The following is a 22811-nucleotide window of genomic DNA, read 5'->3' on the forward strand; positions in this document are numbered from 1 at the left end:
GTTACGACAAAATATTTTCTGAAATATTCAATTACAGGGATATGAAAAATGAAAAGTACTGGGTCTAAAAGAAAAGTTTAAGTGTTCGGACTTCGAACATTATTAATATCCAATGCAATTTAACGGCAAGGCAAGCAAGTTTCCAACATTGCCATGTTTTCGAACACTGTTAGCTTAACGAACAGTTTTATTGATAAAAATTTTATACAAATAAAGATTGAAAACTATATAAAATTGAATTTATCGATCGTTGCATGCCATATCTGTAATGGTTCAGTTTTTTGATAATTTCTATCTATCCGAATTATTGCATAATTTGAAATATGGTGTTAAGCATTAAGATATATTTAAATACAGGTGAGTGATGGATCTTCGCAATTTAAAACTTTTCAGACACCTTGCAGGGACCTTGCATTTTGCAAGAACCAGTAAGGCCTGTTATGTCACACCGTCGGCATTGACACGGGTGATCCAGCGGATTGAAACGGAACTGGGTGAAAAGCTCTTTGTCCGGGATAACCGATCCGTGGAGCTGACCCCGGCAGGGATTGCGTTTAAAAAATATGCTGATGATGTTTTACAGCGGTGGGACCGGCTCCATGATGAGCTGTCTTCTGATGAGGTCCTGCAAGGGGAGTTGTCCATCTATTGTTCTGTCACAGCAGCCTACGGCATCCTTCCTGATATCATGGCAAAGTATCGAAAGGCACATCCTGGTGTGCGGATACACCTTGAAACCGGTGATGCTGCTAAAGCCCTGATCAAGCTTTCAAACCAGGATGCGGACATGGTCATTGCCGCCCTGCCGGATGTTTTGTCCAAAGATCTTGTCTTTCAAACCATATCCCAGACACCGCTAGTTTTTATCGCACCGCTGCAATATCCCGAGATCATTATACAAACATCAGACGGGATTGACTGGGAACAGACCCCATTGATCATCCCGGATCACGGATTGAGCAGGGATCGTATCGACCAGTGGTTTGCAAAGGAAAATTTTATTCCAGAAATTTATTCCCAGGTGGCCGGTAATGAGGCCATCATTGTAATGGTCAGCCTTGGCTGTGGTATTGGACTTGTTCCCGGAATGGTGCTGGAAAAAAGTCCTTTTTTTAACCGGGTAAAGATTCTGGATAAAGCTCCGGAACTGCCACCCTTTGTCATCGGCCTTTGTACCCGGAAAAAGAATCTTGCCAACCCCAGGGTCAAGGCATTATGGAGTATTGTCGGTGACGAATGACCCAGATCCTTCCAATTCAAAAGCATGTTCCCGATATTATAAAAGCTCTTGAAACCGCAAGGTGTGCTGTGATTCAGGCCCCGCCAGGAGCCGGTAAAACCACTCGTGTTCCTCTGGCCCTTCTGGATGAACCCTGGCTTGCGAATAAAAAAATTATTCTGCTTGAGCCAAGACGGCTGGCGGCCATGTCCTGTGCTGCCCATATGGCAGATCTTTTGAAAGAGAGAGTAGGGCAGACCATTGGGTATCAGATCCGGTTGGACAGGAAGATTGGTCCGGATACCCGCATAGAAGTGATAACCGAGGGGATTTTCACTCGAAGAATCCAGAATGATCCATCTCTGGAAGATATTGGGCTGGTGATATTTGATGAATTCCATGAGCGGCATATTCACAGTGATCTCGGGCTTGCCCTCTGCCTGGAGACTTTTGAAGCATTGCGTGATGATTTGTGCATTCTTGTCATGTCTGCCACAATGGATGTTACGGCTGTATCAAATCTCATGGGTAATGCACCGGTTATTGTTTCAAAGGGAAAAAGTTTTCCTGTGGAAACGATTCATGTTTCTTCTTCAGGCAGGCAAAGCAGGCCTGTCTCCATTGAAACTGCCTGTACTTCGGTTATAAAGCGTGCCCTGTTGGAAACCAGCGGGGATATGTTGATTTTTTTACCGGGTGTAAAGGAAATTAAAACCTTATATTCAATTCTTGAAAAAGACCTTGATCCCGCCACTCATGTTTTCCCTTTATATGGGAATCTCTCCCAGAAAGATCAGGCCCGTGCCTTTCGCCCCTCAAACCCAAGTGAGAGAAAAATTGTGATTGCCACTTCCATTGCAGAGACCTCCATCACCATTGAAGGGGTGAGCGTTGTGATTGATGCGGGTCTCATGCGGGTTCCAAGGTTTTTTCCTCAAACAGGGATGAGCCGTCTTGAAACTCTTCGGGTTTCAAAAGCCTCTGCTGACCAGAGAAGAGGGCGGTCAGGCCGGACAAAACCGGGGAAGTGTTATCGGTTATGGTCTGAATATGATCATCAATCACTGAAAGCCTATACAAAACCTGAAATTTTAAGTATTGATCTGACCGGGGTTGCTTTGGAACTGGCGGCCTGGGGGGTATCAGATCCCAGGCAATTAAAATGGCTGGACCCACCGGAAGAAAAATCCTTTGAACAGGCAAAAGATCTTCTTAAAACTCTGGGTGCTCTTGATGGACAGGGACAGATTACCTCTTATGGTAAAAAAATGTCATCTGCCGGCCTGCATCCCAGACTTGCCCATATGATCATCAAAGCCAGTGAAAAAGGCCATGGCTTTTTAGCCTGCAGGATTGCAGCTTTTCTTAATGAGCGCGATTTTATCGTGTTTGATCACAAAGCACTTGATCCTGATATTCGGCTTCGTCTTGAGATTATTGACACATTTACAAGTAAGAAAAAAATATGGCAAAAGGAATTCAAGATAAATAAAGGAATCATTCACAGGATTATAGAATCGGAAAAAAAGACAGCAAGATATTTTGGCATAAAGCCGACAAAGACAGATATTGAAAAAGCGGGTGCTCTGCTGGCCCATGCATATCCTGACCGGATTGCAAAAAAAAGGAACGACAGGAACAATACATTTTTAATGGCATCGGGAAAGGGAGCATTTTTTACAGGAATCAACAGTGTCGCTTTAAACGACTATATTGTGGCGGTGCATCTTGACGGGAATCTGCAAAATGCAAAAATATTTTTGGCCGTGCCCTATTCAAAACAGGATTTGGAGATAGATTTTTGTGACCGCCTTAAATCTGTCCACACTGTTTTCTGGGATAAAAAAACCAATGGCGTCCGGGCAAAAAAAGAAATCCTCTTTGAAAAGCTTGTGATTCATCATCAGTCCATATCAGATATTGATCCGGACATGGCCTGCGATATCCTGATCAGGGAAATCCAAAGAAGAGGACTGGCCACACTTCCCTGGACCAAAAGGCTGAAGAGTCTGAAAGAACGAACCGTTTTTCTTAAAAACACCGGTAGATTTCCGGATTTGCCGGATCTTTCAGACAAGACCCTTGAAGAGCATATGGTCATTTGGCTGAAACCTTTTTTGACGGGTGTGTTTTCTTTAAAACAGCTTGAAAGGATGGATCTTAAATCAGCTTTTCTATCAACGTTGACCTGGAAAGAGCAGCAGATCATAGAGAGAAATGCACCCACCCATATTAAAGTTCCCAGCGGGTCTAAAAGGCCATTAAAGTACAGCAATGAAAACGGGCTTTTTGAGTCACCAGTCCTTGAAGTCCGGCTCCAGGAAATGTTCGGTCTGACCGTGACTCCGAAAATTGCAGGTCTAAGTATTCCGGTTACACTGCATCTTCTGTCACCGGCCGGACGGCCGGTTCAGATAACAAAGGATCTTGAAAATTTCTGGAAGAACACCTATAAAGATGTAAAAAAAGATCTGATGGGCCGGTATCCGAAACATTTCTGGCCCGATGATCCCCTTGGCGCTAAACCAACAAACCGGGTAAAACCAAAGGAGATATAAATAATGATGGACATTAAATTCTGCACTGCCTGCGGCTCTCAAACAGAACAAAAAATCCCTCCCGATGATGATCATGTCCGGTTCGTATGTACACACTGCGGCCTGGTTCATTATAGCAATCCCAAAGTGGTAGTGGGATGTATTCCTGAATTAAACGGACAGGTTTTGTTGTGTAAAAGAAATATTGAACCACAAAAAGGCAAATGGACCCTGCCGGCAGGATATCTTGAAAATGGAGAGTCGGTTCAGGACGGCGCCCTTCGTGAAACCAGGGAAGAAACAATGGCGGATGTTCAAATCATTGAACCCTACCGCCTTTTTAATATTGTTTTTGTTGATCAGATTTATTTCATGTTCAGGGCAAATCTTACATCTGATAAATTCGGTCCCACAAATGAAAGTATAGATGTCCGGCTGTTTGATGAAAAAGATATCCCCTGGGATGACATTGCCTTTAAAGTCATCAAACAAACCCTTGAGCATTATTTTAAGGACAGAAAAAAGGCAAAGTTTCCGTTTAAAATTTTTGATCTTCGCTGATTAATTCAGCCCCATACCCATTACAAGACCAACTGCAATACCAAGCCCGATAAATATGGAGCCTACAACAATTCCAATTGCAATATTATTGTCTGACAACTGCTTTGAAGTATCAAAGGGTGTCACTTTATCAAATAGTTTAAATCCTAAAAGCATAAAGATAAGTGTAAGGATTACACCAAAAATTGCATATAAAAAATTTGCCGCTATTATTCCGGGTTCCATTATTTCAGCACTCCCTTTACCTTATTTATTTTATTCACATATCCAATAGTTTCTTTGCTGTGCCTGCCGGTTACTTTAATAAGATTTTCTTCAATGGATAGCCATATGTTTGGATCCAGCCCATTATTTTTTGCGATTTTCTGCGCTTTAAGAATATTTCCTTTTCCTGCATTGTATGAACCAAACATGAATGCAATTCTATCAATAAAAGGCCTTTTTGCCTTCCATAATTTCCAGATAGACCGGTCATAATAAATACCGGCTGCAATATTCCATTTTGGCTGTTTCGCACTGCCTTTTATTGAAGGATTTTTATATTTAATTTCCTCAAATGTTTTTGGCATTATCTGCATGATGCCTTTTGCGCCTACATGGGATTTTGCATCAGGATTCAGGTTGGATTCTGCAATGGCCTGGGATTTAAAGTATCTCCAGTCAAATCCGGGCCCAAAACAATGTTTCGCATATTTTTTAAAATATGAATCATATTTGGTTACTCTATTGTAACGTTTATACCCAAACGAAGATATTGGACAACATAAGAGGAATATTAAAAAACTGATTAAATATTTTGAAAAATGATGCATAAAAAATACTACCACATAAAGAAAAGATTCAAAAGAGGTTGCCAAAATTTTTAAAAAAACCTTGCCTATAGTATTTTTGTAATGATATTGTTGCAATTGTTACAGAAACGTTTCTTGATGTATTATTCAAAGTTTGAGTATAAAAATATAATGTAATACGACTGAAGTCTCAAAGCACATGGCTGTTAACAACTATTAAGGAACTGTATGAAAAATTACAGGAGGTCGTTGTGAATTTAAGCTATCGTATGCGTCTTTTGATAGTGCTGTTAAGCATTGGCGTGCTGGCCGGGGGCGGACTTTTATTTAAACAATTATTGCTTCCTGATTCTTTTGGTGTTTACGGCTATTACAGGGCGGATACCATCAAAGAAGCAGCCCTTATTCCCATCCGGCATGGAACCAACGCATCTTGTTTAAAATGTCATGCCTATGAAGCAAAGTTTCATAAAAAGGGTCGGCATCAGACCATATCCTGTGAATTTTGTCATGGCACTTATGCAGATCATATAGCGGATGGCAAAAAGATTGGAACACTGCCTGTTAAAAAGGAAAAGGAGATTACCACCCTTTGTCTGAGATGCCATAATACAGAGATTAAGGCAAGACATGAAGAAGTGATCAAAACCGTTGCCATGCCGGATCATCTCAAGGATCAGAATGTTAAAATTACCCATAATTGCAATCAATGCCATTATGTTCACGCACCTTTGAAATATATTATCCGGGCAAAACAGATAACAGGATTGATGGAGGCAGGATCATGAAAATTTTAAATCCCTCCCCTGAAATGGATCGACGGTCGTTTGTTAAAAAAGTATTAAACGGAACCATTGCCGGGTCTTTGTTTCTGGCCTGGCCCATGGGGGGAGGCAGCCTTGAAACCCCTGAAGAGATTCCGGGAATCAAGGGCAAAGAGTATGATATCCTTAACCAGGAATTTGCCTTTATCGTGGATATTACCCGGTGTATCGGCTGCGGGTCCTGCTGCGTTGCAGACAAACGGGAGTACAATGTCCCCGACGGCAATTACCGAACCTGGGTTGAACGGTATGTCAAGGGATTCAGTGACAAGCTTTATGTGGACAGCCCCCATGGCGGGCTGGACGGATACCAGCACCCCAGGACAGATATTGATGAGGAAATAAGGGACACTTTTTTTGTACCCAAGCTTTGTAATATGTGCAAGGAAGCTCCCTGTGTGCAGGTGTGCCCGGTGGGAGCCACTTTTATATCACCTGACGGATTTGTTCTTGTGGATGAAAAACGATGTGTGGGGTGTGCTTATTGCATTCAGGCCTGTCCCTATTCCGTCCGGTTTTTAAATCCCGTTACAAAGACTGCGGAAAAATGCACCTGGTGTTACCACAGGGTCAGAAAAGGTTTGTTACCGATCTGTGTTGAGGTCTGTCCCACAGGTGCCAGGAAATTTGGCTCCATGAAGGATAAAACTTCTGAAGTCTATAAAATTTTGAAAGGTCCCGGTGTTTTGACGGTTCTTAAAAAGGAAATGGGTACCTTTCCCGCACTCTACTACAAAGGCGCCAGAAGGGAGGTGGTCTGATGGATGCAGTGCATAGCCCGGCAGCCATGTTAATTTCCAATTTTGTCTTTCCCAATGACCTTCATGTCCATTGGAGTATGATGATCGTCCTTTATCCGTATATCACAGGCCTTGTGGACGGTGCATTTATCATTGCGGCCCTTTATTATCTTTTTGATGTTAAAAGCCTGCGCCCTGTTGCACGGTTTTCTCTTTTGTTTGCCCTGGCTTTTCTGGCCATTGCCACCCTGCCGCTTTTACTCCATTTAGGAAGGCCTGAACGAAATTTTAACATGCTCTTAACCCCCAGTCCCAGTTCAGCCATGGCAGGATTTGGATATATCTATGCTGTGTCCATGGGAGTCGTTGTCTTTATTATTTTGTTTGTGTACCGGGAAGATCTTGTGGAATTAAGAGCTACCTCAAAAGGCTGGCTGCAGCTTTTGTACCGGGCGTTGACCTTTGACAGTATTGATCTTTCAGAAGATGCCCGTAAACTTGACAAAAAGATCATCCGGTTTCTGGTGGGTATCGGCATTCCCGTTGCAGTCGTCCTTCACGGATATGTAGGCTTTATTTTCGGCGGCGTTAAAGCCAATCCCACATGGTCAACACCGTTGATGCCGGTGATTTTTTTATTTTCTGCCTGTGTTTCCGGAATATCGGCCATTATCCTGGCCTACATTGTTATCCGCAAAGCAAAAGGGCGATCCATTGATTATGACTGTATTAAAACATGCATTAATACGCTGACCCTCTTTTTTATTCTGGCCTTTACCTTTGAGATGCTGGAAGTGTTTTCCCATTCGTATTTAAAATCCGGGTATCACCATATGGTGGAAGGACTGTTAAACGGTCCCCTGGCAAGCTCATTCTGGTTATGGCAGGTCAAGATATGTTCTGTGATTCCCTTGTTTGTTTTAGGTGTAATGGGTCTGTTTAAAGTAAAAGATTTTATATATAATTTTATGGCAGCCGCAGTTTCTGCAATTCTGCTGCTGCAGGTATTGATCATGCGATGGAACGTTGTGATCGGCGGCCAACTCATGAGCAAAAGTGCAAGAGGCTATACCGAGTTTCATCCCGAATGGTTTGACAAGGAGGGGATACTTGCCGTGATTATCGTCATGTCCATTCCGTTTATCATTCTTTTTGTATTGAGTAAGATTTTTCCATTTTGGACAGCAGACAATGAGACAAATGTAAAATAAATTTTAACAAAAATTTAAGATCAACTCATGAAAGGAGGTGGTGCAGGCAAGTGGTGAGGCGGTGCAAAACGTTTATAGTTTTTGCATTTTAATTTAAATTTTGGGAGGGATTTAATATGACTGTTTTAAGGTCATTACTAATTTTTATGATTGTATCTGTTTTTACAGCAGGGGCTGCTTTTGCATTGACTGAAGCGTCTTTTGATGTAAAAAATATGAAAAATATCGAAATAAACAAAAAATGCATCACCTGTCATTTAAAGGAAAACAAGTCCCTGGTTCGCCAGTGGGAAAGATCAGCCCACGCAGCTGCCAAAGAAGGCCAGGTAGGGTGCTATACCTGTCATGCGGCAAATAAGGGTGATGAAATGGGTTATGAACATGAAGGTGCTTTTATCAAGGCTGTCCTTACCCCCAATGACTGTGCAAAGTGCCATGAGCCCGAGGCAAAGGGAATGGCTGTATCGCATCATGCCACTGCCGGTGAAATTATGGCATCCCTTGATAATATGCTGGCAGAGGTAATCGGTGGTATGCCAAGCAACAAAGCGAATATGGCCAGCGGCTGCTGGCAGTGCCATGGATCTATTGTGTCGCTGAAGCGCGATAAGGATGGAAAATCCATGCGGTCCAAAACCGATGCACCCCAGATGGATCACAATACCTATCCAAACTCCGGTATTGGCCGAATTAATCCGGATGGTACCAAGGGTGTCTGCAATGCCTGTCATACCAAGCATTCTTTTTCCGCATCCAGAGCAAGGCAACCTGAAAACTGCGGCAAATGTCATTTAGGACCGGATCATCCACAAAAAGAGATCTATGAAGAGTCCAAACATGGTATTGCCTATTATGCTGCGGATAAGGGCAATTCCCCTAATGGCATGAATATCATGAAAGACGGTTCCTGGGTATTGGGGGATGATTACCATACCGCACCGGTCTGTTCCACCTGCCACATGGGCTCATTTGTCAAGCTCAATGGTGCAGTTGCCAAAAATACTCATAATGTGGGTGACAGGCTTTCATGGAATTTGAGAGCCCCTGTTTCTGCGAAATTGAACCGGGCGACATTTACAGATGGGACAGTAGCAGATATTACTGGCGATATTGCTCCCCGCCCCGGTCAGACAGCCAAAACAAAAACCTATATTCGGGAAGGTGACAGACTCAAGAAAGTGATTGCTGAAAAGAGCATCAAGAGTGTTGTCTCCTGGCAGGAGAGGCGTGCCACTATGCAGGGAGTCTGCAAATCCTGTCATGGTGTCAACCATGTCAGAAATTTTTATGAGCAGCTGGATGATGTGGTGAAGCTGTATAATGATAAGTTTGGTAAACCAGGTGGAAAACTGGTTAAAATGCTGAAAAAGGATGGAATCTGGGAAAATTCAGGCTTCCAGCATAAAATCGGTTATACATGGTTTGAAATCTGGCATCATGAAGGTCGAAGGGCCAGGATGGCGGCTGCCATGCAGGCCCCGGATTACACCCATTGGCACGGCCTGTATGAAATTTCCAGGAATTTTTACCATGAATTTCTGCCGGAAGTTCAGGAACTGGCCGACCATGCCGGTAAGGGTGAAAAATACCGTAAATACATAACGGAACTTCTGGCCCAACCTGAGCATATATGGAAAGCAACCGGCGGCAGTGCGGAAACCATGAAGTTAATTGAAGAAGAAAACAGATTAAGATATAATCAGTAACAAGGGTTTATTTCCGGCAGGGTGGCATGATGTGCTGTCCTGCCGGGATTTTTTTGGCCCTATAGTAAAAGAAATGGGAAAAAATGCAGAAAAAAGTGATGGGTAGAATTTGTGTGACGGTGCTGTTCCTGCTTTCAAGCCTGGCCCAGGCCAATGAACTGAACAGCCTGTTTGGCCAGGTTGAAAAGTTAAAAATAGAACGGCAGGGATATGTTTTAGGGGCGGCCTTGAATCAGGAGCAGATGAAGACTGCTGCATCCAATCCAATTGATGCAAATTTTTCGGATACATTTAAGTTCAAGGATAAAAATCTGAATATTGTGGCACAGAAAACCAGTAATCGGGTTCTTATTATCTATGAACAATTTGAAGATGCAACGCAGAAAGAAATTCAGGAGCTCATCGGTGATCTGTATATGAATTTTGATGATCCAACGGTTCTCGCCCACGATAAAGTGGTCTACTGGGCCTATACAAAAAAAGGAATTATAACATCCATGGAATTTGATGCAGCGAGACAGGACAGGAAAAAGCTGGATATCCTTGCAACAGTGAAATTTGTCAGTGACATCAATATTATGGAAAAGGCAAAAGAGTCTGAACCCGCCACAGGCCAGGTCTATTATATCATCAGTTCAGATCCGATTCTAAAACTTTTCAAAGATACGTAACCAGATATAATTGATACGGTTTTGTCGTCTTAATTAGTTTTTTTCGCCAATGGCTTTACAGACCTGGGACACAAGAAGCACCATATTATCAATACTGTCAAGTTCGGCATATTCATCCGCCCTGTGGGCATTGGCCCCCACAATACCCATCCCGTCTATGGTGGGGGTACCGGTCGCAGAGGTGTAATTGCCATCGGAACATCCGCCTGTTGAAATCGCTTCCATGAGCAAGCCGATTTCTTGCCCTGTTGATCGAATCAGTTCCCAAAGCTTGCGGGTCCCATCTCCCGGTTCCATGGGCGGTCTGTTGATACGGCCCTGAACTATGATTTTTGAGCCTTTTAAGCAGGAACGGTCCTGTATGGTTTTAAAGAAGGTTTCAACTCGTTCTTTTTCTTCAAGTTTTAAAATTCGTACATCCACAGAGGCTTCAGCCCTATTGGGGATGATATTGACTTTATCTCCGCCTGTGATAACCGTTACCTGGGCAGACGTTTCCATATCATTTTGATTTAGTTTGTTTATCTCAACAATTTGGTGGGCAAGTTCGACTACAGCATTGATTCCTTTTTCCGGATCAGCCCCGGCATGGGCCTCCTGGCCTTTTACAATCACATGAAACCAGCCCCCGCCTTTTCGTTGAAGAACAAACCTATATCCCGGCCGGCAGGGTTCAAAGACAAAGGTTCGCAGGCTTTTTTCAGCCGTTGACATGATCCAGTCCTTAGAGGCATTAGAGCCGGTTTCCTCATCACCGTTAAAGGCAACACAGACGGAGAGTGAATCAAGAATGCCTTCATGCTTAAGGGTTTCAAGAACATGCAGCACCACAAGCAAACCGCCTTTCATATCGCAGACACCCGGGCCGAAGGCCTTGTTTCCTTTGATTGAAAAAGGGCGTTTTTCAACTTCCCCAGTGGGGAATACCGTATCCATGTGCCCCAGAAACATGACATCAAATTTTTTTTTTGGGGGCTTTTTTTCCGGCCTGTGTTCTGCATAGAGGCATGGAACCTTGTCCTTACCTAAAAATAAAATTTTGGTATCAAGCCCAATATTGCTGAATCTTTTTTCAAAAAACCGGGCGATTTTTTTAATTCCGTCTTTATTGTCACTGCTGCTGTCAATATTAACAATGGTTTGAAAGTCAGTTAAGAATTGTTGGTGGCGGGTTCCAATATAGTGTTTCATATTTAATTCAGTCTTTATTAAAGGGGGTTTAGGCGGAGATACCATAGAAAAAATACAGAATGGTCATGACCACGGCAATGAATAAAAAAGTCATTCCGGTACCGGCCCTGACATAATCAATTACCTTATAGCCGCCCGGCCTCATGATCAGCGCATTAACCTGATGCGTCGGAAGCATAAATGTGTTTGATGCGGCTATGGCAACCAGCAATGCTGCCATTCTTGGATCGGCATTGCATTGAACGGCCATGTTCATGGCCAAAGGAATCATGAGGACAGTGGCACCAACATTAGAGGTCACCAGGGTAAAAAAGGATGTTAAAAAACCAATGAGTAAAAACAGAATAAGAGGCGTAAGTGCCCCCTGCAGGAGATTGGCAATGGATGTGGACAAATAGAGTGCCGCACCTGTTTTTTCAAAGGCCAGACCCAGGGGTATCAAGCCCGCCAATAAAAAAACCGTCATCCAGTCAACACCCTGATATGCCTCGTCAATGGTTAGAACCCTGGTGAGAATCATACTGACAGCACCTGCCAGTAATGCTATGGACAATTGGACTTTTAACCCCAGCGCCAGAACAAGGGCCAGAACCAGGCAGCTAATAGCGAACCCTGCTTTTTCCGGGTGCATGATTTCGCCTTGGATATGCTCGGTAAAGGCAAAGTCTTTTTTCCGCTGTAATAAATGAAATTTTTCCCATTGGCCAAAAAGGAGGAACGCATCCCCGGGTTGAATTTTTGTTTCAGAGATATCTTCCAAAAAAACTTTATCCCTTCTGAATAAGGCCAAAGGGTTGACCTGGAATATTTTTCTGAAATAAGCCTGGTGCAGTGTTTTTCCGACCAGTACAGACCGGGGCCGTACAATGGCCTCTGTGATTCCGGCGTTGTCAGGGGATAATACTTCATTTAATGTATTGAGTTCAGGACAAAGTTCCCATCCCATATTTTGAGCAAGATTTTTTATATGTTTAGCATTACTGATGACACCGACAATATCTCCGGGTTCAATAATATCTGCCCGGGCAGGAACGGTCACTCTGATTCTACCGTCTCGTTTTCCCTGTTTACAAATACAAATAACAGTTGAATGGTATAAAGGCCGGAGTTTTAATTCATCCAGCCGTTTTGTTTCAAAACTTAAGGGAACATTCAGTTCATAGGCATTGTGGATTTCTTCACCATAAGTGCATTCAAGATCATGGTTCAAAAGACAGGTAGGGTCTGCAGTTGATTTTACCTTTGGTAATATGAATTTTCTAAAAAGAATGAAATATAGAATCGCAGATATAACAAGGGCAATACCGATAGGGGTTACGCTGAAAAGACCAAAGGGTTCAAAAGGCTTGTCTCCCAGGATGGCCTGGTTGTTTGACCACCAGGATGCCATCAGATCATTTAACAGTATTAACGGGCTTGAACCCACAAGGGTAATACATCCGCCAATAACAGCACAAAATCCCATGGGAATCAGTATCCTTGAAATGGGCACATTCAATTGCCGGCAGATCCTGTTGGTTGCCGGCAAAAACAGGGCCGCTGCACCAATATTCTGCATAAAACTGGAGATAAACGCCACGGTCCCGGCTATCAGGGACATGATTCGGACTTCACTTTTTCCGGCATATTTTATGATATGCCGGGCAAAAATATTCATGACACCTGTTTTATCAAGGCCTTCCCCAATAATGATAACGGCAATGATAGAGACAACAGCATTGGAACTTAAGCCACTGATGGCCTGGGAGCCTGTTATCACACCGGATAAGGGCAGAAGTACCATCATTAGAAGTCCAACCATATCAACTCTTACAATTTCAAAAACAAATAATATGGTTACAAAAATCAAAAACCCGAATACAATCATCATATCCGAGGTCATTTCAATGGATGGTATCATTTTTTCCTTTTAGTTAATTTTCAAGCCTGTTTATTATATATGTATGCAAGATTACAATAATAGTCAAGAATCTTGCTGTAGCAAACAGAGTGATTGCATGTAGATTTAAAAATATTTCAAGCTGAATTACCTGGCCGGTGAAAGATAGGCCTCAGTGAGCCGTATCCAGAAACCAGCGCCCGTGGACAGGATGTCGTCGTTAAAATCATAGCCCGGGTGATGCAGGGGCCTGACATCCGGAGTTGATTGTGTTCCAATGAAAAACAAACATCCCGGACAGGCCTGGAGCATATAGGTAAAATCTTCACTGCCCATAATGGGCTGATCAAGGTCTACAACATTTTTTGCACCGGCAAATTGCACTGCCACCTTGCGCACGAAATCAGTTTCAGTCGTGTGATTGATGGTTGCATCATAACTGCGCTGATAGTCCACTGAGGCGGTCATACCATAGCTTTCGGATTGGCATTTCGAGATTTCCACAATCCGTTTCTGGAGGTAATCGCGGGTTTTCGGATCAAAGGAACGGATGCCGACAACCAGTTCAACTTCACTGGGAATAATGTTACTGGCCGAACCGCCGTGAAAGGAGCCCACCGTGATCACCGCAGGCTCAAACGGTTGAATATTACGCGATACAATGGTTTGCAGCGCCATGACAATACCTGCTCCGGCGACGATCGGGTCTGCAGTGTTTTCTGGAATGGCGCCGTGGCCGCCACGGCCGTGAACTGTAATCCGTGCCTCGTCGATAGCAGCCATGATCGGTCCGTTGCGAAGGGCGAACTGACCCAGTGGTAACTCGGGTGAATTGTGCAGTGCAAAAACGGCATCACATGGGAATAGTTTGAACAGCCCCTCTTCAATCATCATTTTTGCTCCGCCGAAGTTTTCCTCGGCCGGTTGAAATATTAAATTGACAGAACCGTCAAACTTGCGCCTTTTCGCAATGGATGCCGCTGCTCCAAGCAGCATGGCCATGTGCCCGTCGTGGCCGCAGGCGTGCATTCTACCTGGATTCCTGGAGGCATATGGCAGGCCTGTCTGCTCAGTGACCGGCAACCCATCCATATCAGCACGAATTCCGATGGCACGGTTTGTCCTGCCGTTTCGCAGCGTGCCGACAACACCGGTTTTGGCCATCCCGCGATGCACTTGGTATCCCAGAGCATTGAGATGATCCGCTATAAATTCAGACGTACGCGTTTCCTCCAGGCCGAGTTCGGGATACTGGTGGAGCCTTTTGCGTATGGCCTTCATTTCAGGTAGGTCGTTCTTCATCTTTTCTAAACCATCCATAATAGATCCTCCAGTCAATATTTTTCCAAGGGAACCTATACGTCCCGTGTCGGGATTGTATTCTATCGTTCTAACAGTTTATCAATATCAGGCTTCAGTGAGATACCTAATCCGTTGTTTTGCGGCAATTCCCACGTCCAACTTTTCGGCATTATTGAATAGATGTCATTTTCTATAACATCTTCGGCTAAAAGCGTTGGAAAGAGGCATTCACTGGCATGTGAAATGCATCTGGTAGAAATGGCAAAATGTATGCTGGCAGCCGTACCAATCCCTGTCTCGAACATGCTGCCTAAATGACAAAGCAACCCAGCCGATTCTGCGATTGCGGAGATTTTCTTGCCTCCGGTCAGCCCTGTTTTCAGGATTTTGATATTAACTGCACCTACTGCTTGATACTTTATAAGCGTCATTAAGTCGTTGGGTGTGTAAACACCTTCGTCAATCAGGATGGGCGTATCCAATTTGGCGCATAATTTTTGATAACCGCCAATGTCCCAGGTCGGAAGAGGTTGCTCAATAAAAGCAAGGTCGTATTTTTCCATTTTTTGGAAAACAGGCAGATATTCGGTCAAGTTGCACCCCTGGTTTCCGTCAACAAAAAGTTGAGGATCAGGACCAATGATGTGACGAATTTCCTGCACTCGCTGCAAATCGGCTTGCGGGTCTTTTCCTATTTTTATTTTGATATCTTTGCACCCCTGTTGTACCAAGTCATGCGCCTCACGAACCATACGTTCCGTATCACTGATGCCAACAAAGCCTCCAAGTCGAACTTCATCACGAAATTTTCCGCCAAGCAGTTGATAAACAGGGAGACCAAGTGTTTTGGCATTGAGGTCATAGAGTGCAATGTCAATTGCTGCTTTTGCTATTGGATGACCGGGAGTAGCTATTTCCATGCTGGTTTCGATGGCTTCAATATCCAATGAATCCTTACCGATAATGGCCTTGGATAGATATTTTCGGATGATATGGATCATTGTGTCTACATCTTCATAGCCAAAGGGAATTGCAGTAACACCGTCAGCGAGACCAAATGTACCATCTTCACCCAAAAGCTTTAGGATGAGGAAGGCTTCACCTGTAAAGGTAGCGCTGGAAATGCCATAACTGTGTTTAAAGTCGATGAATTTTTTTGCAAGAAAAATATCTGTAATTTTCATGTAAGCTCCAATGTAAGTATTTTATCTCATCTGCTGCCGGAACATAGGTCAGGTATAGCCTTGTTGTATATTCAGAGTTTCCTTTATTTTTATTGTTCACTCGTGGCTTTAAAGTCTTTTCCAGGCATGCCGGTTATAGAATCTGTTTAAGGAAGGCTTTTGTCCTTATATTTTGAGGGTTTGTAAAAAACTCGACCGGATTATTTTGTTCTACAATTTGACCCTGATCCATAAAAACAACCCGATCTGCCACCTCTTTTGCAAATCCCATTTCATGTGTCACACAAATCATCGTCATTCCCTCTCCTGCTAAACCGACCATAATATCCAGAACCTCTTTGACCATTTCCGGGTCAAGAGAAGAGGTTGGTTCATCAAAGAGCATGACATCCGGTTTCATGCATAACGATCGCGCTATTGCCACACGTTGCTGTTGACCGCCGGACAATTGGCCTGGATATTTACTTGCCTGTTCCGGAATATTAACCTTTTCAAGAAAATGCAGTGCGGCTTCAATTGCTTTATCTTTGGGCAGATTCAGACCCTGAATCGGACCCAGGGTACAATTCTCAAGAATTGTTAAATGGGGAAACAGGTTAAAACTTTGAAAAACCATTCCAACACCACGGCGGATTTTTTCAATAATCTTACGGTCATCAGTCAACTCGACACCATTAACAATAATTGATCCCCTCTGGTATTTTTCCAAAGCATTTATACAGCGGATCAGTGTTGATTTTCCAGAGCCCGATGGTCCCGCAATCACAATACGCTCACCCTTTTCAACATCCAGATCAATGTCTTTTAATACATGCAAATCGCCGTACCATTTGTCCAAAGCACAGATAGAAATAACGATCTCTTTTGGAATCTTTTGGTCAGAATATTCCATCAAGCTTCTCCAATTTATTTTTCATGCTCATCACCTTTAGTGTGTCGTAAGCCATACGTTCCGTTTCTCCAGTTTTCTTAAAATTGCCTCAGCAATGAGGACAATGATGAGATAATTGGCCGCAGCTATGTAGTAAACAGAGAGATCGAGCGTCTCACTGAAGAGATATCGAGCCTGCCCCATTATATCGGTCACTGCAATGACGCTGACAAGGGCTGAAGCCTTGAGCAAAAGCACAAATTCATTTCCTAGTGCCGGCAACATTCTTGCAGTGGCAATAGGAATATGAATAAACCGATAAATCTGAAGTCTTGATAGACTTACTGAGGCACCGGCTTCTTCAAGACTTTTGGGAATTGCCTCCAGTGCCCCACGGACTATTTCAGCCTGATAGGCTATTGTATTGAGAATAAGAGCCAACAGACCACAGTAATATGCCTCCCGGAAAAACCACCAGAGACCAATTTGCTGTAGCTCCTTATAGAATTGGCCTACTCCATAATAGAGTAAGAATATTTGAACGAGTAGTGGGGTGCCTCGGATGATATATACATAACCATAGGTAATCTTAAACATCCATGTTCCGGTTTGGCTCCGGGCCAGACCAACAGGAATGGCAATGAAAAAGCCGACTGCAAAGCTAAGGACTGTTAGAGAAAGAGTGTTGAAAAAACCTGCACCCCAGATATCCCAATTTTCTATCAAATGACCTACCATGTTATCATCCCACAACAATATTTTTATTTAACCGTCTTTCCATCAGCATCTGACCCTTACCGGAAAGTAAGGCAAGCACAACGTAGACCATTGCCAGCACTGAATAAAAAAAGAAAGGTTCTTTGGTTGTAGCGATCGCCATATTTGTGTAACGCATTATGTCACTCAGTGCTATTATTGAAACCAAAGAGGTGTCTTTTAAAAGAATAAGCCACAGGTTGCCAAAAGCCGGCAACATGTGTTGCCACATCTGCGGAAGAATAATATAGAAAAAGGCTTTTCTTCGTGGCAGACTGACCGAATAAGCGGCTTCCATTTGACCTTTGCCGACAGCATTATATGCTGCTCGAACCACTTCACTTCCCAATGCACTGAAAACAAGGGTCAGGGCAATCATTCCGGCCACAAATGGACTGATACTAACGGAAAATCCTGGCAGAAAGGCTGATGTGAAGGAATTAAAAACAGCCTGTAATTGGTAGTAGATAATGATGAGCGTCAGAATTTCCGGTAAGCTGCGAAATACTGTAGTGTAGGTCAGAGCGGTCGTGCGAAAGAACTTATTTGGCGTTTCCTTTGCCCAGGCAACCAAAAACGAGAACAGCAGTGCAAAGGGAAGGGTGGCAAACGCCAGTGCCAGCGTGACTCCGAGGCCTTTAAGCAACTCATCACCCCATCCCTTGTCACCAAAAGACAATAACGATAGAAGTTCAAACATATTGCACAGCTCCCTATTGGAATTGTTCATCTGAAAGTTTCGGTCAAGGATCAGTACTATCCATACAGAAGCGCAGAACTTTCATTTTTGGTTGTGGCTGGTCAGTTTAGTTTAGACCAGCCATACCACTTCACATTATTTACCACCGAATAATACTGAGGTTTTTATCGGTGGTGTCATTATATCGAAGGAGAAGTATTGCTCCCGAATCTTGGTGTATGTACCATCGGCGACAATTTCATCGATGGCTTTATTGAGTTTGTCAAGCAACTCGGTATCGCTTTTACGAACCGCAATGCCGGTTCCCTGACTTTCATCATTTATAAAGGTTTTTCCAACGAATTCACAGCAGTTACTCTTCCCTTTTTTCAACCAATCACCCAGTACGAATTGGCTGGCAAGAACGGCATCAACCCTTCCGGTTTCAAGGTCGAGAAGCGCATCATCCAGTTTTGGATACCGTTTCACTTTAGAATCTGTATAAAAGTCAGCAAGTATCTTGACCTCCTGCGTACCAGACTGAGTGCCAATCGTCATGCCTTTTAAATCTTTGGGCATTGCGTCTTTAAGCTTGAGATCCTTACGTGCAACGAATTTGACTGCATTAAAATAGTATGGCTTTGAGAAGCTGACAACTTTGCTGCGCTTTTGGGTAATGGCCATTGATGCGATAATGGTGTCAAACTTGTTTGAATTGAGTGCAGGGATGATTCCGTCCCAATCCGTTGTCACCCATTCACACTTAACCTTCATATGCTCACAAAGTGCATTCCCGATGTCGATGTCAAAACCCTTTACAGTACTCGCACTGTCGAAATAGTTGAACGGTGGATAGTAACCCTCTGTTCCCATTCGGACAACACCATCCTCTGCCAGAGCACCTGTGGATATTACAGCTGCTAAGATAAATACGCCAATAATTTTCTTAATCATAGTTTCCTCCTGTCATTTTTTAAAATTCATCCTTAACTTAGAAAAACGGATAATTATTCATTCTATAAATTGACATTAGAGATAAAGCAAATTAATATTATAAATTTACAGTATAAATAATATTTATACTGTAAAATACCCGATCACCCAAAGCTGTGAGATTAGTTATTTTGGAGAAACTATGGATAAATTTGCTCGCAATCTTGATTGGAATCTTCTCTATACCTTTATGGTCATAGTTCAAGAGGAAGGAATAGTTACTGCTGCAGAACGCTTGCTTGTGACACAACCCGCTGTCAGTCTTGCTTTAAAACGCCTGGAAGAAACTGTTGGAATCCGACTCATTGATCGTGGGTCGGGGAAGTTGGCAATGACACCTGCAGGCGAAGCCTTGTACCCTGAAGCGTGTAGACTTTATGCTGCCATTTCACGACTACCTGTTACCTTTAATAAAGCGCCTCAATCGGTTTCGGGTAAAATTTCCATCTCTACACTCAGTCAGGTTATTTCTAGTGATTTTGACACTACGTTGTCAAATTTTTTCAAGAATCATCCAAAGGTCGAGCTTTCGATTTCAGTTAAGACTGTTGTTGAAATTGTTCGAGAATTGGAACTCGGGCAGATCACTCTTGGTTTATGTAGTGGTATTATTCCGGATATACTAACCAAGCGATGGTTGTTGAAGGAAGAGTTTGGTTTATTCTGTGGCAAACCGCATTCTCTGTTCGGTAAGAGCAATCTAACACTCGATGATTTGCGAGAAGAACCTTTTGTCGGTTTCATCGCAGATATATTAGGCGGTAAGCACATGAGTGATGTGACGGCTCTGCGTGCAAAAGCCTCGATTGGTCAATTTGTACGAGGTCGGTCCTGCAATGTATCTGAGTTACGTCGAATGATAGAGATTGGATTGGGTATCGGCTTTCTGCCACTCCACCTGGCTGCTCCTTACGTACAATCTGGAAGTCTGTGGAGGTTGCCGCCTTATGATGAAGTTCCAAACGATGATATCTATTTGATTTACAATCCCGCAATTAATTTTAGCCCTGCGGAACGTATTTTTCTTGCCCAGTTATTTGAGACAAATTTATAGTGTTTGAAAAAAGAATTCATGATATTGTAATGGGTAAATATCATAGCTATTTTTAATGCTTATGCATGAACAGGATTACCATATGTTATATTTATCCAAGGATGACCCGGATCTGACCAAACTTGTCACCAATGAAGAAAATCGGCTTGAAACCACATTAAACCTAATTGCTGCTGAGAATCATTCCCCTCAATCAATTCTGGAGGTCATGGGGTCAGTGTTTAATACAAAAACCATTGAAGGATATCCGGGTAAACGGTTTTATTCCGGCTGTATCCATGTGGACAAGGTCGAAAATCTGGCTATTAACAGGGGTAAATCACTTTTTGGGGCTGAATATATCAATGTCCAGCCCCACAGCGGCACATCCGCAAATTTGGCAGTCTATTTCAGCGTGCTGAAAAAGGGAGACCGGGTCCTTGCCATGAGCCTGCCCCATGGTGGTCACCTTTCCCATGGGCATCAGGCCTCCATTACCAGTAAATGTTTTGATTTCAGTCATTATAAGGTAAATTTGGGAACTGAAATGATTGATTATGATCAGGTTCGGGAAATGGCTTATTTTGTGAAACCCAAAATGATTGTTGCCGGTGCCAGCTCATATCCAAGGCTGATTGATTATGAAAAAATGTCTCAAATCGCAAGAGAAGTATCTGCTTTTTTTCTAGTAGATATGGCCCATCTGGCCGGTCTTGTGGCAGCAAAAGTAATCCCGAGCCCGGTACCCCATTGTGATTTTGTCACATTCACCTGCTACAAAACCATGATGGGGGGCAGAGGCGGGGTAATCCTGTGTAAAGAAATTTTTGGAAAAAAAGTAGATAAAGCCGTGTTCCCGGGATGTCAAGGAACCAGTGCCGTGAACCTTATCGCTGCAAAGGCTTTGATTTTCAAGCTTGCCATGGAAGAAAAATTTGTTTCTATCCAGAAAAAAACCATTCAAAACGCCAAAATTATGGCCGGAGCCTTGATGGAAAAAGGGTATCATGTTATCAGCGGTGGGACGGATAATCACCAGGTGTTAATTGATCTGACATCCAAGGGTATTTCAGGTAAATCTGCAGAGGAGTGTTTAGAGTCGGCAGGAATTATCCTGAATCGGAATGTGGTACCGCAAGATGCGGACAACCCCGGTAAGGTCAGTGGAATCAGGCTGGGAAGTGGCGCAGTCTCAGCCAGAGGAATGGGAGAACCCCAGATGCACAAAATTATTGAGCTGATGGATATGGCAATGACGAACCCGACAGAAAAGGCGGTAATAAAGGATGTCAAAGACTCGGTATTAAAGCTGTGCCGGGCATTTCCTGTCAACAGATCCTGAATAGTATTTTTTCAACAAGACCCTGCAAATTTTCAGCCTGCGCCATATTCTTTAAGATAGGCATTAATTTTTGCAAGCATGGGATCATCAAGAATTATTTTTCCATTTATTTCTTTATTGTGCAGGAATTTTTTTATATCTGTGATGGTGACAATGGACTGAATGGGAATGCAAAGGGTCTCTTCAACTTCCTTTAATGCATTCTTATCGGTTTTGCCTTTCTCCTGGCGGTTTACACTGATGATAATACCGCTGACCTTTGGATGGTTACAGGACTTAAGAATTTCAAGGGATTCCCTGATGGCTTTGCCGGAAGTAATAACATCATCCACTAAAATCAGCCGGGTTTCGGATGTTAGAGGCATGCCCACCACAAGGCTCTTGTCAGCATAGGTTTTGGCTTCTTTCCGATTGAACACATATCCTTTATCCATGCCCATGTCAGAAAGCGCCATGGCTGCACAAATACATAAGGGGATCCCTTTGTAGGCAGGGCCATATATTCCGTCGAAGTCGCCGGAGAAATGTTCCTGTATGGCTTTGGCATAAAAGGTGCCAAGTTTCTTGATTTTAAGGCCGGTGTCAAACATGCCGGTATTGATAAAGTAAGGGGCAATCCTGCCGCTTTTTAATTCAAATTCGCCAAATTTTAAGGCATTGCATTTAATTAAAAATTCAATGAATTCTTCTTTATATGTCATTTAAAAATCCTTTAACCTGAAGGTCACACGTAACCTGAAGGTCACACGTAAAATAATTTTTATTTGCAACGCCAGGAAAAATACTGGGAAAGATCAACATCTTTGCCGGATTTTAACAGGGCTTTTGTATTAAAGTCTTTCATATCACGAAGTGCGGAAGAATCAAAGACCGGCCCGTCCCTGCAGACTACCTGTTTGCCGCAGACACAGGCACCGCAAACCCCGAACCCGCATCTCATGTATCGTTCCAGAGAAACCTGGCAGGGGATATGGTGGGCCTCACAAGTTTTGAAAACAGTGTACATCATAATTTCAGGACCGCAGGTATAGACCATGTCAAAGTGTTTGCCTGCAGCAATTTCAGTTTCCAGGAGTTCGGTTACAAATCCTTTGCGGCCGAAACTCCCGTCATCCGTACAAAATAGTCTTTCTATGTCAAACCGGCCCGGAAAGAGGATATATTCTTTGGATCTTGCCCCGTGGATAAAGGTTGTATTTCTATCAAGTTTTTCCACCAGTGTGGCCAGAGGTGCCATGCCGCAACCGCCGGCGATAACTGCAACAGCACTGTCGGATTTAATATCAAACCCGCTTCCAAAAGGCCCCCGGATTCCAATCAG

At 43.3% G+C, this 22811-nt stretch carries 22 protein-coding genes; 10 read left to right on the forward strand and 12 right to left on the reverse strand.

Features of this window, described 5'->3' with window-relative positions; translation table 11 throughout:
• Positions 1 to 364 precede the first annotated feature (364 nt).
• From ilvY to K8S13_RS09595, 3 genes are read left to right on the forward strand one after another with little or no spacing between them, the layout of a single operon-like run.
• The gene (gene ilvY / locus K8S13_RS09585) at positions 365 to 1240 is read left to right on the forward strand and encodes an HTH-type transcriptional activator IlvY (RefSeq protein ID WP_291462223.1); all 876 of its coding nucleotides are present in this window, start codon (positions 365 to 367) and stop codon (positions 1238 to 1240) included.
• Entirely contained in the window at positions 1237 to 3777 is a 2541-nt protein-coding gene (gene hrpB / locus K8S13_RS09590; RefSeq protein WP_291462224.1) for an ATP-dependent helicase HrpB, read from the forward strand. The genes ilvY and hrpB overlap by 4 nt, the downstream gene beginning before the upstream one ends.
• 3 nt (positions 3778 to 3780) lie before the next feature.
• Positions 3781 to 4317 (forward strand): NUDIX hydrolase, encoded by a 537-nt coding sequence (locus tag K8S13_RS09595; RefSeq protein WP_291462225.1) that lies wholly within the window; start codon positions 3781 to 3783, stop codon positions 4315 to 4317.
• On the opposite strand, the gene K8S13_RS09600 is transcribed toward K8S13_RS09595, so the two are convergent.
• Both K8S13_RS09600 and K8S13_RS09605 read right to left on the reverse strand, forming a co-directional pair.
• Positions 4318 to 4542, reverse strand: coding sequence for a DUF350 domain-containing protein (locus tag K8S13_RS09600; RefSeq protein WP_291462226.1), 225 nt, complete (start codon positions 4540 to 4542; stop codon positions 4318 to 4320).
• A complete protein-coding gene (locus tag K8S13_RS09605) occupies positions 4542 to 5129 on the reverse strand; it encodes a transglycosylase SLT domain-containing protein (protein WP_291462227.1) in 588 nt (195 codons plus the stop codon). Before K8S13_RS09605 ends, K8S13_RS09600 begins: the two co-directional genes overlap by 1 nt.
• Positions 5130 to 5359: 230 nt before the next feature.
• Here K8S13_RS09605 and K8S13_RS09610 point away from each other — a divergent pair, with 230 nt between their 5' ends.
• The 5 genes from K8S13_RS09610 to K8S13_RS09630 all read left to right on the forward strand — a co-directional run bounded on the left by K8S13_RS09610 (position 5360) and on the right by K8S13_RS09630 (position 10260).
• Positions 5360 to 5896 carry a multiheme c-type cytochrome gene (locus K8S13_RS09610; protein ID WP_291462228.1) on the forward strand — a complete coding sequence of 179 codons (537 nt, stop codon included), beginning with the start codon at positions 5360 to 5362 and terminating at the stop codon, positions 5894 to 5896.
• Positions 5893 to 6693, forward strand: a complete 801-nt coding sequence (locus K8S13_RS09615) for a 4Fe-4S dicluster domain-containing protein (protein ID WP_291462229.1) — start codon at positions 5893 to 5895, stop codon at positions 6691 to 6693. The genes K8S13_RS09610 and K8S13_RS09615 overlap by 4 nt, the downstream gene beginning before the upstream one ends.
• Positions 6693 to 7883 carry an NrfD/PsrC family molybdoenzyme membrane anchor subunit gene (gene nrfD / locus K8S13_RS09620; protein WP_291462230.1) on the forward strand — a complete coding sequence of 397 codons (1191 nt, stop codon included), beginning with the start codon at positions 6693 to 6695 and terminating at the stop codon, positions 7881 to 7883. Before K8S13_RS09615 ends, nrfD begins: the two co-directional genes overlap by 1 nt.
• A gap of 116 nt (positions 7884 to 7999) precedes the next feature.
• Entirely contained in the window at positions 8000 to 9589 is a 1590-nt protein-coding gene (locus tag K8S13_RS09625; protein ID WP_291462231.1) for a multiheme c-type cytochrome, read from the forward strand.
• An 83-nt stretch (positions 9590 to 9672) separates the two neighbouring features.
• Positions 9673 to 10260 carry a hypothetical protein gene (locus K8S13_RS09630; RefSeq protein ID WP_291462232.1) on the forward strand — a complete coding sequence of 196 codons (588 nt, stop codon included), beginning with the start codon at positions 9673 to 9675 and terminating at the stop codon, positions 10258 to 10260.
• A 33-nt stretch (positions 10261 to 10293) separates the two neighbouring features.
• Here the strand turns inward: K8S13_RS09630 and K8S13_RS09635 are convergent, their stop codons facing one another.
• The 8 genes from K8S13_RS09635 to K8S13_RS09670 all read right to left on the reverse strand — a co-directional run bounded on the left by K8S13_RS09635 (position 10294) and on the right by K8S13_RS09670 (position 19076).
• The gene (locus K8S13_RS09635; RefSeq protein WP_291462233.1) at positions 10294 to 11451 is read right to left on the reverse strand and encodes a M20 family metallopeptidase; all 1158 of its coding nucleotides are present in this window, start codon (positions 11449 to 11451) and stop codon (positions 10294 to 10296) included.
• Between the two features lie 28 nt (positions 11452 to 11479).
• Complete coding sequence (locus K8S13_RS09640; protein ID WP_291462234.1) at positions 11480 to 13351, reverse strand: SLC13 family permease; 1872 nt, start codon at positions 13349 to 13351, stop codon at positions 11480 to 11482.
• 126 nt (positions 13352 to 13477) lie between these two features.
• Entirely contained in the window at positions 13478 to 14650 is a 1173-nt protein-coding gene (locus K8S13_RS09645; RefSeq protein WP_291462235.1) for a M20 aminoacylase family protein, read from the reverse strand.
• Between the two features lie 62 nt (positions 14651 to 14712).
• Complete coding sequence (locus tag K8S13_RS09650; RefSeq protein WP_291462236.1) at positions 14713 to 15816, reverse strand: mandelate racemase/muconate lactonizing enzyme family protein; 1104 nt, start codon at positions 15814 to 15816, stop codon at positions 14713 to 14715.
• A 133-nt stretch (positions 15817 to 15949) separates the two neighbouring features.
• Positions 15950 to 16708 (reverse strand): amino acid ABC transporter ATP-binding protein, encoded by a 759-nt coding sequence (locus tag K8S13_RS09655; protein ID WP_291462237.1) that lies wholly within the window; start codon positions 16706 to 16708, stop codon positions 15950 to 15952.
• Positions 16709 to 16744: 36 nt separating this feature from the next.
• Positions 16745 to 17425: an ABC transporter permease subunit gene (locus tag K8S13_RS09660; protein ID WP_291462238.1), complete on the reverse strand. Its 681-nt coding sequence runs from the start codon at positions 17423 to 17425 to the stop codon at positions 16745 to 16747.
• 4 nt (positions 17426 to 17429) lie between these two features.
• Positions 17430 to 18143 (reverse strand): ABC transporter permease subunit, encoded by a 714-nt coding sequence (locus tag K8S13_RS09665; RefSeq protein WP_291462239.1) that lies wholly within the window; start codon positions 18141 to 18143, stop codon positions 17430 to 17432.
• A 135-nt stretch (positions 18144 to 18278) separates the two neighbouring features.
• Positions 18279 to 19076, reverse strand: coding sequence for a transporter substrate-binding domain-containing protein (locus K8S13_RS09670; RefSeq protein ID WP_291462240.1), 798 nt, complete (start codon positions 19074 to 19076; stop codon positions 18279 to 18281).
• A gap of 181 nt (positions 19077 to 19257) precedes the next feature.
• Here K8S13_RS09670 and K8S13_RS09675 point away from each other — a divergent pair, with 181 nt between their 5' ends.
• Together K8S13_RS09675 and glyA are read left to right on the forward strand one after the other, a co-directional pair.
• A complete protein-coding gene (locus K8S13_RS09675; protein ID WP_291462241.1) occupies positions 19258 to 20169 on the forward strand; it encodes a LysR family transcriptional regulator in 912 nt (303 codons plus the stop codon).
• 82 nt (positions 20170 to 20251) lie between these two features.
• Positions 20252 to 21490 carry a serine hydroxymethyltransferase gene (gene glyA, locus K8S13_RS09680; RefSeq protein WP_291462242.1) on the forward strand — a complete coding sequence of 413 codons (1239 nt, stop codon included), beginning with the start codon at positions 20252 to 20254 and terminating at the stop codon, positions 21488 to 21490.
• 32 nt (positions 21491 to 21522) lie between these two features.
• On the opposite strand, the gene pyrE is transcribed toward glyA, so the two are convergent.
• A complete protein-coding gene (pyrE, locus tag K8S13_RS09685; RefSeq protein ID WP_291462243.1) occupies positions 21523 to 22191 on the reverse strand; it encodes an orotate phosphoribosyltransferase in 669 nt (222 codons plus the stop codon).
• Between the two features lie 59 nt (positions 22192 to 22250).
• A partial coding sequence (locus K8S13_RS09690) for a dihydroorotate dehydrogenase electron transfer subunit (protein ID WP_291462244.1) occupies positions 22251 to 22811 on the reverse strand: 561 nt, incomplete at its 5' end.

This window comes from Desulfobacula sp., assembly GCF_021107415.1.